The organism is Rhizobium sp. BK619 (genome assembly GCF_014195245.1).
Lineage (GTDB): Bacteria > Pseudomonadota > Alphaproteobacteria > Rhizobiales > Rhizobiaceae > Rhizobium > Rhizobium acidisoli.
On sequence record NZ_JACIBH010000008.1, the window covers coordinates 87,345 to 101,634 of the forward strand.

At 61.7% G+C, this 14,290-nt stretch carries 18 protein-coding genes; 5 read left to right on the forward strand and 13 right to left on the reverse strand.

The window, feature by feature from the left end:
• Nucleotides 1-39: 39 nt before the first annotated feature.
• On the forward strand, nucleotides 40-1,035 hold the full coding sequence (locus FHX14_RS16425) for an aldo/keto reductase (RefSeq protein WP_184377806.1): 996 nt from the start codon (nucleotides 40-42) through the stop codon (nucleotides 1,033-1,035).
• Nucleotides 1,036-1,241: 206 nt separating this feature from the next.
• On the opposite strand, the gene FHX14_RS16430 is transcribed toward FHX14_RS16425, so the two are convergent.
• From FHX14_RS16430 to FHX14_RS16440, 3 genes are all read right to left on the reverse strand, one after another.
• Nucleotides 1,242-2,099 carry an MOSC domain-containing protein gene (locus FHX14_RS16430; protein ID WP_184377807.1) on the reverse strand — a complete coding sequence of 286 codons (858 nt, stop codon included), beginning with the start codon at nucleotides 2,097-2,099 and terminating at the stop codon, nucleotides 1,242-1,244.
• A gap of 137 nt (nucleotides 2,100-2,236) precedes the next feature.
• Nucleotides 2,237-2,881: an HD domain-containing protein gene (locus FHX14_RS16435; protein ID WP_179610878.1), complete on the reverse strand. Its 645-nt coding sequence runs from the start codon at nucleotides 2,879-2,881 to the stop codon at nucleotides 2,237-2,239.
• Between the two features lie 114 nt (nucleotides 2,882-2,995).
• Complete coding sequence (locus FHX14_RS16440; RefSeq protein ID WP_003587573.1) at nucleotides 2,996-4,894, reverse strand: EAL domain-containing protein; 1,899 nt, start codon at nucleotides 4,892-4,894, stop codon at nucleotides 2,996-2,998.
• 425 nt (nucleotides 4,895-5,319) lie between these two features.
• On the opposite strand from FHX14_RS16440, the gene FHX14_RS16445 reads away from it, so the two are divergent.
• Together FHX14_RS16445 and FHX14_RS16450 are read left to right on the forward strand one after the other, a co-directional pair.
• Nucleotides 5,320-5,673, forward strand: a complete 354-nt coding sequence (locus tag FHX14_RS16445) for a hypothetical protein (protein ID WP_184377808.1) — start codon at nucleotides 5,320-5,322, stop codon at nucleotides 5,671-5,673.
• A 161-nt stretch (nucleotides 5,674-5,834) separates the two neighbouring features.
• Nucleotides 5,835-6,350 carry a superoxide dismutase family protein gene (locus FHX14_RS16450; protein WP_184377809.1) on the forward strand — a complete coding sequence of 172 codons (516 nt, stop codon included), beginning with the start codon at nucleotides 5,835-5,837 and terminating at the stop codon, nucleotides 6,348-6,350.
• 29 nt (nucleotides 6,351-6,379) lie between these two features.
• On the opposite strand, the gene FHX14_RS16455 is transcribed toward FHX14_RS16450, so the two are convergent.
• The 8 genes from FHX14_RS16455 to FHX14_RS16490 all read right to left on the reverse strand — a co-directional run bounded on the left by FHX14_RS16455 (nucleotide 6,380) and on the right by FHX14_RS16490 (nucleotide 11,551).
• On the reverse strand, nucleotides 6,380-7,261 hold the full coding sequence (locus tag FHX14_RS16455; RefSeq protein ID WP_184377810.1) for a mechanosensitive ion channel domain-containing protein: 882 nt from the start codon (nucleotides 7,259-7,261) through the stop codon (nucleotides 6,380-6,382).
• A 52-nt stretch (nucleotides 7,262-7,313) separates the two neighbouring features.
• Nucleotides 7,314-7,844: a tyrosine phosphatase family protein gene (locus FHX14_RS16460; RefSeq protein ID WP_184377811.1), complete on the reverse strand. Its 531-nt coding sequence runs from the start codon at nucleotides 7,842-7,844 to the stop codon at nucleotides 7,314-7,316.
• Entirely contained in the window at nucleotides 7,841-8,449 is a 609-nt protein-coding gene (locus FHX14_RS16465; protein WP_184377812.1) for an HD family hydrolase, read from the reverse strand. The genes FHX14_RS16460 and FHX14_RS16465 overlap by 4 nt, the downstream gene beginning before the upstream one ends.
• Nucleotides 8,446-9,300, reverse strand: a complete 855-nt coding sequence (locus FHX14_RS16470; RefSeq protein ID WP_184377813.1) for a folate-binding protein YgfZ — start codon at nucleotides 9,298-9,300, stop codon at nucleotides 8,446-8,448. The genes FHX14_RS16465 and FHX14_RS16470 overlap by 4 nt, the downstream gene beginning before the upstream one ends.
• A 106-nt stretch (nucleotides 9,301-9,406) precedes the next feature.
• Nucleotides 9,407-10,165 (reverse strand): hypothetical protein, encoded by a 759-nt coding sequence (locus tag FHX14_RS16475; RefSeq protein WP_184377814.1) that lies wholly within the window; start codon nucleotides 10,163-10,165, stop codon nucleotides 9,407-9,409.
• Nucleotides 10,166-10,183: 18 nt separating this feature from the next.
• Nucleotides 10,184-10,441 (reverse strand): hypothetical protein, encoded by a 258-nt coding sequence (locus FHX14_RS16480; protein WP_003578293.1) that lies wholly within the window; start codon nucleotides 10,439-10,441, stop codon nucleotides 10,184-10,186.
• Between the two features lie 103 nt (nucleotides 10,442-10,544).
• Nucleotides 10,545-10,991, reverse strand: coding sequence for a TIGR02301 family protein (locus tag FHX14_RS16485; protein ID WP_037073929.1), 447 nt, complete (start codon nucleotides 10,989-10,991; stop codon nucleotides 10,545-10,547).
• Between the two features lie 110 nt (nucleotides 10,992-11,101).
• Nucleotides 11,102-11,551 carry an NUDIX domain-containing protein gene (locus FHX14_RS16490; protein WP_184377815.1) on the reverse strand — a complete coding sequence of 150 codons (450 nt, stop codon included), beginning with the start codon at nucleotides 11,549-11,551 and terminating at the stop codon, nucleotides 11,102-11,104.
• 78 nt (nucleotides 11,552-11,629) lie between these two features.
• Between FHX14_RS16490 and FHX14_RS16495 the strand changes: the two genes are divergently transcribed.
• Both FHX14_RS16495 and FHX14_RS16500 read left to right on the forward strand, forming a co-directional pair.
• Nucleotides 11,630-11,950, forward strand: coding sequence for a YnfA family protein (locus tag FHX14_RS16495; protein ID WP_184377816.1), 321 nt, complete (start codon nucleotides 11,630-11,632; stop codon nucleotides 11,948-11,950).
• 41 nt (nucleotides 11,951-11,991) lie between these two features.
• Complete coding sequence (locus tag FHX14_RS16500; RefSeq protein ID WP_184377817.1) at nucleotides 11,992-12,756, forward strand: SOS response-associated peptidase; 765 nt, start codon at nucleotides 11,992-11,994, stop codon at nucleotides 12,754-12,756.
• 38 nt (nucleotides 12,757-12,794) lie between these two features.
• Here the strand turns inward: FHX14_RS16500 and FHX14_RS16505 are convergent, their stop codons facing one another.
• Together FHX14_RS16505 and pssA are read right to left on the reverse strand one after the other, a co-directional pair.
• Nucleotides 12,795-12,941, reverse strand: a complete 147-nt coding sequence (locus tag FHX14_RS16505) for a hypothetical protein (protein ID WP_003587549.1) — start codon at nucleotides 12,939-12,941, stop codon at nucleotides 12,795-12,797.
• Nucleotides 12,942-13,328: 387 nt separating this feature from the next.
• Complete coding sequence (gene pssA / locus FHX14_RS16510; protein ID WP_003587548.1) at nucleotides 13,329-14,174, reverse strand: CDP-diacylglycerol--serine O-phosphatidyltransferase; 846 nt, start codon at nucleotides 14,172-14,174, stop codon at nucleotides 13,329-13,331.
• Nucleotides 14,175-14,290 lie beyond the last annotated feature (116 nt).

The following is a 14,290-nucleotide window of genomic DNA, read 5'->3' on the forward strand; positions in this document are numbered from 1 at the left end:
TTCCTATGTCTTGGAAGACTGCCAGCCAAGGAGGATACCATGCTGACCAAGACCGCAACACCGACGACGATCACGCTCTGGAACGGCCGCGAAATTCCGCGTCTCGGCATGGGATGCTGGGCGATCGGCGGCCCCTTCTTTGCCGGCGACACGCCGCTCGGCTGGGGCGAAGTCGACGACGATGAATCCGTCGAAGCGATCGGCCGCGCCATCGACCTCGGCATCCGCTTCTTCGATACCGCCTCGAATTACGGGGCCGGCCATTCCGAAGAGGTACTCGGCCGGGCAATCGGAAATCGCGACGATATTACCGTTGCCACCAAATTCGGCTTTGCCACCGATCCGGTCACCAAGCAGGCAACCGGCGCCTTCGCCGATGAGGCCTTCATCCGCCGTTCGGTCGAGACCTCGCTGCGCCGCCTCAAGCGTGACCGTCTCGATCTCTTGCAGTTCCACATCAATGATTTTCCGTTGGAACCGTCCGATGCTGTCTTCGACGTGCTGGAGGCGCTGCGCGCCGAAGGCAAGATCGATGCATTCGGCTGGAGCACCGATTCTCCCGATCGCGCCGCCCGCCATGCCGGCCGCCAGGGCTATGTCTCGGTGCAGCATACGATGAACGTCTTTGAGCCGGTGCCAGAGATGATCGCGGTGATCGAAAGGCAGGGACTGATCTCGATCAATCGCGGTCCGCTGGCCATGGGGCTGCTGACCGGCAAGTTCACCGCCGACAAGGCGGTCGGCGCCAAGGATGTACGCGGCGCGGCCCTCGACTGGATGGTTTACTTCAAGGACGGGCGGATGGCCCCGGAATTTGTCGCAAGGCTCGACGCCGTCCGCGATCTCCTGACCTCCGGCGGCCGCACACTGACGCAAGGGGCGCTCGCCTGGCTCTGGGCAAAGTCGCCACGCACCCTCCCCATTCCAGGCTTCCGCACCGTCGCCCAGGTGGAGGAAAATGCCGGCGCACTGGAAAAGGGACCGCTGCCGGACGATGTCATGGCGGGGATCGACGCCGCACTCGGGCATCAGTGAGAGTCGGTGACGCTCCCCCACGCTCCCTCATTCCTGTGCTCGTCACAGGAATCCAGCCACCGCGCGTCTGCGCGGTGAATGACTCAATGCGAATTTGAAAAGGTCTTCCGCGCCCAAGGACTTGGGCGCACTGGATTCCCGTGACGAGCACAGGAATGACGGAGAATGTTGTGAGGTATGCGGTAGAAGGCCCCGTCAGATGTGACCTACCCTCGCGCACGAACCTTCAACGCCCAGCCCTCCGGCCTTTCTTCGACGACGCGGACGGTGTCACCGATCTTGATCCTGCCGCCGCCGCGCGGCGTGACGTTCCAGCCGAAGAGCGGACCGGGCACACGCCGGTCGGCCGACATGCGGATGCGGCCCATTGATGGCATCGGGTTGGGCACCTCGCGTGAACCGGTCAGTTGGTCCTGCGTCGTCATGATGCAGCGCGAGCAGGGTTTGACGAGATCGAAGCGGATGCCGGCAATCTCGATCGCCGCCCAGCGGTCCTCCGGCCAGGCCTCGTCGATATCGATGACGATGTTCGGACGGAAACGTTCCATGCCGACGCTGCCTTCGCCATGGGCGGCGAGATCGGCATTCAAAGCCTTCAGCGAACCGGTTGTCGTCACCAGGATCTGGTAGCCGTCGGTAAAGGTGACCGGCGTGCCTTCGCCGGCCCATTCGGCATTCGCTGTGCGCCGTGCCTGGCCGTCGAAGAAGACCAGTTGCACCTCGCGGCCGAGCCATTCGGAAAGCTGCCGGTTGCTCTCGGGATCGGCGACCGCGGCGCTGACGGTCGATTTCCACACGCTCACATCCATGCGGATTTCAGGCCGGGGCGGTGGCACGGATATGTCCTGCTTACCTTGCATCAGCAGCCGGAAGGCGCCGGGCTCCGGCCGGATCTCGATGCGCGCCAGGTCCGGCAATTCGCGCTGGGTGATGAAGTGCCCGTGTGGGTCGGTGATCATCGCCCGCCGGTCGCCGGGAAGCCCATAGGCATCGATATCGGCCGAAGGCAGGGCAATGCCGCGGGCGCTCTTGAGCGGGTAGATGAAGAGGTCGCTGATGTGCATACGGTTCTCCTAAGCATGTCGCGCAAAAGTGTGAAGCGGTTTTCCCAGGCAAAGCGCGAAGCGCTTTTGCCGCAACGACATGCGCAAAAACAAGAAGCTAAAGCGCGAGAAGCGAATATGAAAGATCGCGACGTGCTTTAGATCTCGTCCATGAATGCCTGGAGGAAATCGCGCAGGCTTTTGTCGCGCGAAGCCGCCAGCCTGCGGCCGGTCTCGGTCTGGAACCCGTCCGCCAGTTTGAACAGCTTTGTCCGGAAATGGTCAATCGCATAACGCTTGTCGTCGAGCGGGCGCTCCGCCGCCGCCGGGTCGAACGGATCGTAGAGCCCGGATCCCAGCCGCCCGGCAATATAGAAGCAGCGTGCCGCGCCGATCATGCCGATCGCGTCCAGCCGGTCGGCATCCTGCAGGATCTTTGCCTCCAGCGTCTGCGGCGCCACCCCGGCCGAGAAACTATGCGCGGTGATGGCGTGAGCCGCGGCCTCGATATCCGCCTCGCTCCAGCCGAGTTCCGCCAGGATCGCCGATGCCTTTTCCGCTGCCAAAGCCGATGCTTTTGCCCGCAGCGGCGAATTCTTCTCGACGGCGACGCAGTCGTGCAACAGCACGGAAGCGGCCAGCACCCGACCGTCTCCGCCTTCTCCAGCATGGATGCGCATGGCGTTGCGGAAGACGCGCAGGATATGGGCAAGATCGTGCGAGCCGTCGTCGCCATCGGCTGCGTGTGCGATCAGCGCCGCAGCGAGTGTCTCATGAGGAAAGAAGGCTTCAGCCTCGACCATTGCGCCACCTGTTATGAGCAAGAAGAATCTCGGTCGAAGCACGCGACAACGAAGGCTCGGGGACCGTTGCCGATTGTGTAGCGGCTTGTCGCGCGAGTCGCAATTGAAGCCCGTTCAGCACCTCGGAAGATGCATTACCCCACCATTCTTCGGCGGCAGGGAGAGAAGATGGGGCACGTCGCAGGCCGGTCTCGGCCGGCTGATGTGATAGCCCTGGATCTCGTCGCACTCCTCGCATTCCAGCAGCGCCAGCTGCTCGGCCGTCTCGACGCCTTCGACGGTGACGCGCATGCCGAGCGCGTCGCCGAGCAGAATGATCGCGTGCATGATCGCATGCGCTTCCTTGTTGTCGACGATGTCGTTGACGAAGGATTTGTCGATCTTGATCTTGTCGAAGGGGAAGCTCGAGAGATAGCTCAGCGAGGAGTAGCCGGTGCCGAAATCGTCCATCGAAATGCGGATGCCGCGCTCCTTCAGCGCATGCAGGATCGGCAGCACCTCGCCGAGATTTTCCATCAGCACGCTTTCGGTGATTTCGAGCTCGAGCCGCAGCGGCGACAATGAGGCCGCCGCCAGCGCTTCGCCGACATCACTGGTCAGGTCGCTGCTGCTGAACTGCATCGCCGAAACGTTGACCGCGACCTTGATGTCTTCAGGCCATTCTACTGCATCGTTGCAGGCTTGGTGCAAAACCCAGCGGCCGATATCGACGATGAGGCCGACCTCTTCGGCGAGCGGAATGAAATCTATCGGCGCAACACGGCCGCGGATCGGATGGTTCCAGCGGATCAGGGCCTCGAAGCCGCAGATGCGCCGCTGCGAAAGGTCATAGAGCGGCTGGTAATGCAGCTCGAATTCTTCCTTCTCGATGGCTGCTCTGAGGTCCGCCTCCAGCGCGTGGCGCAGCTGCATCTGCGCTTCCATCTCGCCGGCGAAGAAACGCTCGCGCTTACGCCCGTCCGCCTTGGCGTGCGACAGCGCCACGCCGGCATTCTTCAGCAGGATATCGGTTTCCTCGCCATCCCCCGGGGCGACTGCGATCCCCATCGAGACGCTGAGCTCCATGTGTTTTTCGCCGTGCAGGAATGGCTCGGAAAGCTCCCGGCGGATCTGCTCGGCCAGCGCCGTCACGTTCCACGGCTGCTGTCTGCCCGTCTGCAGGATGGCGAATTCGTCCGAACCGAGCCGCGCCAAGGTGTTTTCCGAACCGGCCGAGGCCCGGATGCGCTCGGCGACCTCTTGCAGGATCGTGTCGCCGGCGGACACGCCCATCATGTTGTTGATCGATTTGAACCGGTCGAGGTTGAGGTGAATGAGGGCGATCTGCTCGTCGCGTTTGCGCTCGGCGAGTGCTGAATCGACCTGCTCGCGGAAATGGATGCGGTTCGGAAGACCGGTGAGCGGGTCGTGGTGGGCGAGATAGGCGATGCGCTCGGCCGCCTTTCGATCCTCGGTAATATCGGCATGAATGGCGATATTGCTGCCATCGGCAAGGATGGTCACCATGCTCTGGATAATGCGGCCGTCGTCCATCAGCCATTCGCGCCGACGGATACCGCCGCTTTTTACGGCTGCGGAGGAATGTCGCCCGGCTCGCCGGCCGGGCTTGGCGCCAGTGCCTTCCGCACCGCGCATTTTGTCGATGAGATCGGCGATGGTCGCGCCGGGAGTGACATCGGCCTGGGTCAGGCCGAAGAGCTGACCGAAGCGAATGTTTGAAAGCGTCAGCCGCTGATCTGCGTCAAAGACGCTAAGACCGAGTGGCAGGTTGTTGAGGATGATTTCGAAGAGTCTCTGCTGTCCGTCGAATGCCTGGCTGAGGGCTGACATATTGCCTCTCAGCGCATGGTTCTCCCTCAGCAGCGTTTCCGCGCTTCTTTCGATCTCGTCATAGTCGCTTTCATGGACACGATAGGTCGCGATGACAAGTTCCATCAGGCGCTGCGCATCGACCGATCCATCGGCGGTGACGGCCTGGCTGCATTGCTGCCAGAAGAGCGCTTCAGCCTTCATGGCGAGGCCTCTGCAGGGCGGCCGCGACGGCCACGGTCGCCATCGGTTGATGGACGTACCTCATCACATCGAAAACTCTTCCAAAAGTGGCCATGAAATTGATTTTTCATAAACTAAACGTCCAGGTGGTATCTCGTGACGCTCATTCTGGACGGGCGGGATTAATATTCGGTTGCAGTGCAGCAGGGGCTTCGCGTCGTTAGACATTTGTTTTATATGTGAAAAATTGCTGAAATACCGCAAAGCCTCCTCGCCTGGCGCCGGCAGATGTTCAGCTTCGGGCCATTTCGTTAACCGTTGTCAATCATCGTTAATGAGAAGTTAACAACTTATTGACGCACCGCGCAAATCAGTTTAACCAGCGAGTCAATCAGTGATTTTCCACGTTCGTATTGCGTACAAACACCACCGGCAAAAGGCGGTGAATGGAGGTTTGTATGACCAGCACCACATCCGTTTCCGATACGTCATATGCATATCTGGCGACACTCTCGCGGCTTGATGCCAATGGCGATGGTGTACTCAGCCGTGGCGAACGTGCCGCCGATGAGAAGCCCGGCATCATCAAGGAACTCCTGGAAGAGGACAACACCAGCGAGACGCAGCCGAAATTTTCCGGCAGCCTGATTGCGCTGATGATGGACTCGCGTGACAGCGGCATGGCAAGCAGCATCGCCGTCCCTTATCCGTTGCAGCAGACGGCGCCGACGACCGGCGATCAACCGGACGATCTGTACCGCAACACTTACGGCCAGTTCGATTTCGCCGCCGTCGCCTGAGACGCTCCCGAATCCGGTCATCTGCAAGCCGGCCGTTGGCCGGCTTTTCTCGTTCTGCGGGTCTGCCTTAGCGCCTCCTGTCGGATACGCGCCGCTCTAAATGAGGAACACCTTCCGGGGTTGATACGTTCAGAAGGACAACCGGACGGAAGGAGATCTCCATGAAAGCCATGTGCACCATCGCCGCCCTGAGCCTGCTTGCCGTTGCATTGCCGGCGGGTGCCCAGGACAAGCAGACGGCGGTCGCCAATTTCGCCGGCAAGGACGGCAAGGAGGACGGCCGCGCGCAACTGACGGCTGCCGCCACCGGCGGTGTCTTGATCGAGGTCGAGATATCGGGACTGCCGGCGAACAAATGGGTGGCCTTCCACGTTCATGAGACCGGCCGATGCGACGCCGCGACCCATCACGAGTCGGCCGGCGGTCACTTCAACCCTGAGAAGGCCGAGCATGGCATCCTTGCGGCCAAGGGGCCGCATGCTGGCGATATGCCCAATCAATATGTCGGGCAGGACGGCGTGCTCAGGGCGCAGGTCTTCGACAGCATGGTCACGCTCGATGGCAAGACCGACGGCATTCGCGGCCGCGCATTGATGGTACACGCCAATTCGGATGACTATCGCAGCCAGCCCTCGGGTGATGCCGGGGAAAGACTGTCCTGCGGCGTCATTCAATAGTCTGCTGCATAAGTTCCTGGATCACTGTTTCATTGCCGCGTCAGTGCCGGCTTTTCGGCGGCCGATCTGCCGTTGGACGTCTTTGCCGGCGCGGCGTTCGGCGCATCCGGCAACGCGGCCCGATTGTTCTCGTCGAAGGCGAGTTTTACGCGCTTTGCCATGTCCCGGCTGACCATCCACCAGTCACCGGTCTTTGCCCAATAGCGCAGCGTCACGAAGATCGCGCCGTCACCGAGGCCGTCGATGAAGACGCTCGGTTCCGGTGACTTCAGCACCCGGGAATCGGCTTTGGCAAGGTCCATCAATGTTTCCATCGACTGATCGATGTCATCCTCGACCTTGATCTTCAACTCGTTCCGCCGCGTCGCCTCGCGGCTGAAATTGGTGATCGGCGTGTTCCAGAGCGTCGAATTCGGCGCCAACCGGTAGAGCCCGTCGGCAGTCCTGAGTTCGGTCGCAAACAGCCCGATTTCGCGCACCGTACCGGCCACGCTGCTGGTCTCGATATATTCTCCGACCCGGAACGGCCTGAGGATCAGCAGCATGATGCCGGCGGCGATATTCTGCAGTGTTCCCTGCAGCGCCAGTCCGATTGCCAGGCCGGCTGCACCGAGGGCCGCGATGATCGAGGCGGTCTGGACGCCGAACTGGCCGAGCACGGTGATGAACACCAGAATGAGCAACGCGTATCGCAGCACATTGGTGAAGAAGCGCGCCAGTGTCTCGTCGATGCCATGGACGCGCGACAGGCCTTCATAAGCCCAGCGGCTGGCGAAACCGGCAAGCGCCCAGCCGAGAACGAGCAGGATCACCGCCCCAAGGACGGAAAAGGAATATTGCACCGCCAGCGCGCTCGCCTGGCTGAGCGCCGTTTGCGTGGCAAGAAGGGCGTCGGCTGCTTGTTGTTGCATGATCTGGCCTTTTCTACGTGGTCGGGCCTAGATGGGGCAGATGGCGGCAGCGTCAACCGCAAGCGGGCTCGCCGATCGCAAGCAGGAAGGGCGCGTTGCCGTCGGCATCGGCGCCGCGTCCGATCGCCCGTACGGCCGTAACAAGCCGGCCGCTACGGTTAAGCAGCGCGTCGCCGATCTCGATCAGCCGGGCGTTCGGCGTCGCGAAAGGCGAGGCCGCCCGCAGCCGGCGCGCAAGTATTTCCTCACTCTGATCCGGCGCGAGCGACAATGCGGTGATCAGGGCTGCCGCCGGTGAGCGCGACACGCCCATCCAGCAATGGATGAGCAGCGGCGTCTCCTGCCGCCACGACGCGGCAAAGTCGATGATTCCCTGCACATGCGTTTCGTCGGGCGCCACCAGGCCGCCGGTGCCCTTGAAGGTAATGTCGTTCATCGCCAGCGTCAGATGACGGTCGGCCGCGATCACGCCCGGCCGGTGAAAGGCCTGCTCCTTGGCGATCAGGCTGATCATGTCACGCGCCTTGTGGCGCACGGCCATCTCTGCGATGCGCGATAGCGGCGAGACGACGATGAAACTCACGAGACCATCTCCCGCGCGGTCTCGATCGCCACGAAGCGCTCGCAGAACAGCCTCTGGGCTTCGATTGCCGGCAGCGGTTCGATCATCAGCATCTCCCTGCTGACGCCGCGCGGCTGGCCGAAGAATTTCTGTGCCTCGGCGGGTGTGAAGCCGGCGAGCACCGTCGCCTCGAAATAGGCGGCGATCGTATCGGCTTTCTTGATTCGGTCCTTGAGGTCGCGCGAGGGGTGCGGCGGCAGGCCGAAGCGCAGGTGCACGGCGGCCTCCAGCCGCTTTTCCACCGTCTTGTAGCCGCCGCCAACCACCGATTTGAACGGTGAGATCATATCGCCGATCACATATTCGGGTGCGTCATGCAGCAGCGCCATCAGGCATTCCTGCGGGGACGCATCATTGACGCGGCGGAAAATGTCTTCGACGACGAGGCTGTGCTGCGCTACCGAAAACGCATGATCGCCCGATGTCTGGCCGTTCCAGCGGGCAACACGCGCCAGCCCATGGGCAATGTCGATCAGTTCCACATCGAGCGGCGAGGGGTCGAGCAGGTCGAGCCTGCGCCCGGACAGCATGCGTTGCCAGGCGCGCGGAGCTTTCGTCGTTGTCACGCACTGGCCTCGTCGGCGCTGGTGGGAAAGACAAGGCCGGACCATTGCGGCAGGACGAGGGAAACGGGTGTCTCGCCGGCGAGCAGCGGCGTGCCGGCAGCGATTGCCACGCCGGCGCGGTCGATGCGCACAATCGCCAATCCATGGTCGCCTTCGACCGAACCGAGTGTCCCGACAGGCTTGCCGGCGGCGGATATCTCCGTCCCGGTCTCCGGCAGAGCCGTTGCGGCGGACACTGTGACGACGCGCCGGCGCGCGGTGCCGCGGTGCTGCATGCGCGAAACGACCTCCTGGCCGACATAGCAGCCCTTCCTGAAGGAGAGGCCGCCATTGAAATCCATCAGCACGTCGTGCGGAAAGGCATCCTGCAGGGCGAAGTCCGATCCTGACGTGACAATGCCGTGGGCGATGCGCAGCGCATGGTAGAGCGCTTCTTCACTGTCGCCGTGTTTGCCGGGCCGACGGGTCAACGTGACGCCTGCCTTGGTGAAGCGACTGTCCCGGACGCCCTGGCTGTCCCGGACGCCCTCGGCACCTTCGCCCCAGGAAACGGTGACACCGTCTTCGGCGCGGGGCGCAAGCGTGACGGCGGCACGCAGCTTGTACATCGTCAGCCGCTTCAGCAGGCCATCGCGCTGGCCGGCATCCGTTTCGATCGTATAGCCGTCGCCCTCCTGCCAGATCATGAAGTCGAACAGGATCTTGCCCTGCGGCGTCAGCAGTGCCCCGGGCCGCGCCTCGCCGGCCTCAAGCGAGATGATATCGGTGGTGATCAGGTTCTGCAGGAAGGATTGGGCTTCCGCGCCGCTGACGGAGAGAAGTGAGCGGTCTTTCAGGAATACGGCTGGCATGGCGGAACCTGTCGCGTTGGTCATCGCTCAGAGGTATGTCTTCATGAGGTGGATCGCAAGCGTCCCACCGAAAGGCGAAACGCGAAAGGCGCAAGCGTGGTGGGCGTCAGTCGCCCGCCGTGAAGAATTTCCATTTGCCCTGCGGCGTAATGCCGAGGCGGTAGAAATTATAGCCGCCGAATTCCTGCATATCGGAAAGATCGCCGGCGGTGACGATGCGCAACAGCTCGACGCGCTCAGGCGGTGTCAGCGACTTCAGGTCCTTCTCGGCGAAATAGGGCCAGACATACATCTCGTCTGCCGTACCCTGGCCGACATGCACGAAGCCGGTCGAGACGATGTCGAGCATGATGGCGAGGATTTCGTCTCCGTCAGGATCGCCGGAAAGATCCTTCAGCGTGCCAATCGGATCCTCCGTGGGCTCGCCGACAGTCACCTGAGTCTGCTCTGTGCCGGTGCCCATCAGCGGCCGCAAGCGTTCGAGATCGCCGGAGGCCGCCGCCTCGACGATCTGCTCGCGCATCTTGCGAACCGGCTCGGGCATCTTGCTGATGTCGTAGATCACTTCGGCAGGTTTGGAAGCATCCTGGGCGCCCGGCGTCTTGTCGACACCCTGATTGTTCTGGCTGTTGACCAGCGGATCGGCCATGGGAACGCTGGGAACGGTCCCGCCCTGCGGCTGGCTCTGTCCCTGAGCATTTCCCGGCGCAGCCGGCGCGTCGTTGGCGGCCTGGCCGGGGATCTTGTGCAGTTCGGAAAGCGCGTAGGCTGCCGGGGCAAGGAAAATATTGCCGGCGGCGAGGCTGAACGCAAGCAGCACCGGCGCGAGCGGAATTCGCGAAATTTTCTCTTTACCGGTATGCATCAAACTCTCTGATAACAATTATTGCAGGGTGCGGTTCGCGGAGAATTCGCCGGCAAGCATGCGTTCACGCAGCGAATCCAGCAAGGCTTCGGCGCTGCTTTCCCCGTGCAATCTGATCGTCTCGCGCAGGGCATGCGCAATAGCGGCATCAGCGATGATCTCAGGCTCGATTCCGTCGGCCATGCCGTCAGCCCAAGCCTCGTTCTGGTACTCCAGAGCCGCCTGCATCTTCTCGTGGACGATCATGTCGTCGATCTCGTTGAGGCTTGCTTCCATTGTCTTTTCCTCAGAACTTCTCATGTCTTACTGCACCGTTAACAACACTAACAGCCTTTTCCCAAAACGACACGTCCACATGCGAAAACAGGTTAATTAAACGTCAATTTCCAAAACGCGAGGTAATTTCTGTGGCGAGTGTTGCACCTTCGTTACGGTAGCGCTCTTCTGCCACGATGGCCGCTGCGGTGCAATCCGTATAGACGGAGGCGAAGGCGCGGTAGCCGCGATTGAAGGCTGCAGTCAGTCTTTCCTTGCGCTGCGGCTCGTTGCCGGTCTCCGAATCGAGCAGCTGCTGCATGCCGTTTCGCCACTCGTCGCCGCCTGCCGCCTTGCAGAGCGTTCTCAAATAATGCACCGAGCCCAACACCTCGGCGAGCCGTGCCAGCTTGTCGTCATAGGGCACCGTCACCGCAGGCGGCGGCGCAATCTCCTCCTCCCGTGGAGGCGGCGCGTTCTTGCCCTGCGCCATGGTGGGGCCGGCGAGCACGAGCAGGGACAGGAAAACGCGTCGAACGGGAATCATGCTCCCAGTTGATACGTTGAGCATGACGGCAACAAGGCGGACCTTGAGAGTTTCCACTCCTATTCGCCGACCGCCAGAGCATGATGTCGAAAAGTGTCAGCGGTCTTCGGACGACTTCGTGCCCCAGCGTTAACTCAGGAGGATTCAGATTTTAGGCCGGTCGGTCTGAAATCATCCTGTTCTAGCCGCTCCGCGCATTCGAGCACGCTCTGCGGCACGGGCAGCCGCCGGATTTCCTCAACCGTGTACCAGCCCAGTGCCGCCGCATCGTCGGCGGCCTCAGCCACCAGCTCCCGATCCGCCTCGACGCGAAAGACCGACAGAAAGAAGTGGCTGCTGAGGCTGCCATCGGCCGCATGGGTCTTCAGGTCATAGGTCGAAAACAGCTGCGGATTGCGCACCGAAATGCCGGTTTCCTCACGGAATTCTCGCAACGCCGTTTGCTCCGGCGTCTCGCCCGGTTCGGCGCGGCCGCCTGGAAAGGCATACATATCGGCAGAAGGCGGATTGCGCCGCAACACCAAAAGGAATCGTCCGTCGCGTTCGAGAATGGCGGAGGAGGCGGCTTTGGCGGTGGAGATCATGGGATGGCTCTTGCTGTGATGGCCCATCCTACCCGATGAATAGTGATCAAGAAATGCGAAGGCGCGAAAGGTGCTTCCGTGACCTACATCATTTATGCCTTTGCCGCCGTCTTCGAGATCGCCGGCTGCTTCGCCTTCTGGGCGTGGCTGAGACTTGAAAAGCCCGTCTGGTGGCTGGCGCCCGGAATGGTTTCGCTGGCACTTTTTGCCTGGCTTCTGACGCTGGTCCCGAGCGAGGCCGCCGGCCGGACCTTCGCAGCTTATGGCGGCATCTATATCGCCGCCTCACTGCTCTGGCTCTGGCTGGTCGAAAGCCGCGCGCCTGATCGTTACGATATCAGCGGGGCGCTGGTCTGCCTTGCGGGAACGAGCATTATCCTCTTTGGGCCGAGAGGCTGACGTGCCTTGACCGGACTCAAGCCGGGTGCAAAGACAAGCCGATGTGTGGACGTTTCGCCCTGACAAGCTCCAGCGCCGACCTGCGCGAATTTTTCTCCGGTGTCGATCTCGATGAGTTTCCGGCGCGCTACAACATCGCGCCGACGCAGCCGATCCTCGTCGTCATAGCCGGCGAGGGCCGGGAGAAGGGCAGCAACCTGGCCGACCGCCGCGCCGTGCTCGTGCGCTGGGGTCTCACCCCGGCCTGGGTCAAGGACCCGAGGGACTTCCCGCTGTTGATCAACGCTCGCTCCGAGACCGCAATCGGCAAGGCCTCTTTCCGGGCGGCCATGCGTCATCGCCGCATACTCATCCCGGCCTCCGGCTTTTATGAATGGCATCGCCCGTCCAAAGAAAGCGGCGAGCGGCCGCAGGCCTATTGGATCAGGCCGCGCAAGGGCGGGGTCGTGGCTTTTGCCGGGTTGATGGAGACATGGTCCTCGGCGGATGGTTCCGAGGTCGATACCGGCGCGATCCTGACGACAGCGGCCAATTCTGGCATATCGGCGATCCACGATCGCATGCCCGTGATTATCAAGCCGGAAGATTTTTCACGCTGGCTGGATTGCAGGACGCAGGAACCGCGCGAGGTGGCCGACCTGATGCGGCCGGTTCAGGACGATTTTTTCGAGGCCGTCCCGGTCTCCGACAAAGTCAACAAGGTCGCCAATATGGGGCCCGACCTGCAGCAGCCGGTCGTCGTCGCAAAGCCGCTGAAGGCCCCCGAGAAGCAGAGGCCTGACGACGGCCAGCTTAGTTTCTTCTGAATACTATCTGCCGCTTTTCATCAGTCGCGCGCGGGCGGTCAAGCGGATTTCTTGACGCTGGTCGGCTTGTGTTTCGCCATCAGCGATGCCGCGGCAACAGCCTTGAGGCCGACGGGGCGATAGTTGGCGGCGAGATCGGGCTTGGCCGTCTGCTGTTCGCCGCTACTGCTCTTCTTCGAAGTCACGATACTCTCCTTACGTGGTTCTTCCCAGGGTATTTTGTATTTTGAAGTTTGGTCACCAATAGCGACAAAACGGGGACGCAGCTTATCAGGATTTGTAAACGCGCACCATAATTCGCGAGGCTTAACTGAAGCCTACGTTGGTTAATACTTACTGAAGGGAGCGGTTCCAATAAAACTGCGCAGCCGTTTTTCCCGGGAAAAAGCGCGCAACAGTTTTTCCGGGAATGTGGGAGGTGAAGAGAGACGCATTCCCATCGCTAAAGCGCGTCGCGTCAAATTTGATTCATGCGACGCGCTTTAGCCCTTTATTTTGATGCATGTCGTTGTCCCGGAACCGCTGCACACTTCCGGGCGACATGCATTAGAAAATCAGGAAATGCCTCCGCGTCAGATGTGACGGCCGATATCGTCGTCGCCGACGCCGGGTTCCTCGATCGTCAGCGTCCCGTATTTCCGGCGCCATTTCCGTGCACCGAAAGGAAGCGATATGAGATAGGCGGCAACGGTGAAGACCATCACCTCCCAGGTGTAGCTCATCAGCAGAGCCACATAGAGCACGACGCCGAGCATCATCGGCAGCACGAGATCGCGCCGCAGCCGGTTGCCTTCCGATTTGCCCGACCAGACCGGCAGCCGGCTGATCAGCAGGAAGGCGATGACGACGGTATAGATCGACGAGACATAGGCGAAGGTGCGGTCCGTCGCCAGGCCGAGGAAGCCGAGATAGACCGGCAGCAGCACCAGCATGGCGCCGGCCGGCGCCGGCACGCCGACGAAATATTCCGATTGCCAGCTCGCCTTGTTCTCGCGTTCGGCCATGACGTTGAAGCGGGCAAGCCGAAGCCCGGCGGCGATCGCATAGATCAGTGCGGCGATCCAGCCGAGCGAACGCGCCTGGTCGAGCGCGAAGACATAGACGACGAGAGCGGGGGCGACGCCGAAATTGACGATATCTGCAAGCGAATCCATTTGCGCGCCGAACTTCGAGGTCGCCTTCATCAGCCGGGCCACGCGCCCATCGATGCCGTCGAGGAAGGCGGCGACCAGCACCATGGAGACGGCGAGCTCGTAACGGTTCTCGAAAGCCAGCCGGATGCCGGTCAGCCCGGCGCAGATCGCCAGAATGGTGATGAGGTTCGGAAAGACGAGACGGAGCGGGATTTCGCGCAGACGCGGGCCGCGGGCGGAATCATCCGGACCATTGGGCTCGAAAGGCGGAAAGGGCGTTTCCATATCGCGTTCCAATCTGAACCTGGAGCATGTCGCGCAAAACTGTGCAGCGGTTTTGCGATAATGACATGCGTAAAAACAAAGGGCTAAAGCGCGAGGCGCGAATCTGAAAGATCGCG

Excerpts from the sequence above, each read along its gene's own strand:
- FHX14_RS16425 (WP_184377806.1), top strand. The coding sequence starts at position 40 with ATGCTGACCAAGACCGCAACACCGACGACGATCACGCTCTGGAACGGC.
- FHX14_RS16430 (WP_184377807.1), bottom strand. The coding sequence starts at position 2,099 with ATGCACATCAGCGACCTCTTCATCTACCCGCTCAAGAGCGCCCGCGGC.
- FHX14_RS16435 (WP_179610878.1), bottom strand. The coding sequence starts at position 2,881 with ATGGTCGAGGCTGAAGCCTTCTTTCCTCATGAGACACTCGCTGCGGCG.
- FHX14_RS16440 (WP_003587573.1), bottom strand. The coding sequence starts at position 4,894 with ATGAAGGCTGAAGCGCTCTTCTGGCAGCAATGCAGCCAGGCCGTCACC.
- FHX14_RS16445 (WP_184377808.1), top strand. The coding sequence starts at position 5,320 with ATGGAGGTTTGTATGACCAGCACCACATCCGTTTCCGATACGTCATAT.
- FHX14_RS16450 (WP_184377809.1), top strand. The coding sequence starts at position 5,835 with ATGAAAGCCATGTGCACCATCGCCGCCCTGAGCCTGCTTGCCGTTGCA.
- FHX14_RS16455 (WP_184377810.1), bottom strand. The coding sequence starts at position 7,261 with ATGCAACAACAAGCAGCCGACGCCCTTCTTGCCACGCAAACGGCGCTC.
- FHX14_RS16470 (WP_184377813.1), bottom strand. The coding sequence starts at position 9,300 with ATGCCAGCCGTATTCCTGAAAGACCGCTCACTTCTCTCCGTCAGCGGC.
- FHX14_RS16475 (WP_184377814.1), bottom strand. The coding sequence starts at position 10,165 with ATGCATACCGGTAAAGAGAAAATTTCGCGAATTCCGCTCGCGCCGGTG.
- FHX14_RS16480 (WP_003578293.1), bottom strand. The coding sequence starts at position 10,441 with ATGGAAGCAAGCCTCAACGAGATCGACGACATGATCGTCCACGAGAAG.
- FHX14_RS16485 (WP_037073929.1), bottom strand. The coding sequence starts at position 10,991 with ATGCTCAACGTATCAACTGGGAGCATGATTCCCGTTCGACGCGTTTTC.
- FHX14_RS16490 (WP_184377815.1), bottom strand. The coding sequence starts at position 11,551 with ATGATCTCCACCGCCAAAGCCGCCTCCTCCGCCATTCTCGAACGCGAC.
- FHX14_RS16500 (WP_184377817.1), top strand. The coding sequence starts at position 11,992 with ATGTGTGGACGTTTCGCCCTGACAAGCTCCAGCGCCGACCTGCGCGAA.
- pssA (WP_003587548.1), bottom strand. The coding sequence starts at position 14,174 with ATGGAAACGCCCTTTCCGCCTTTCGAGCCCAATGGTCCGGATGATTCC.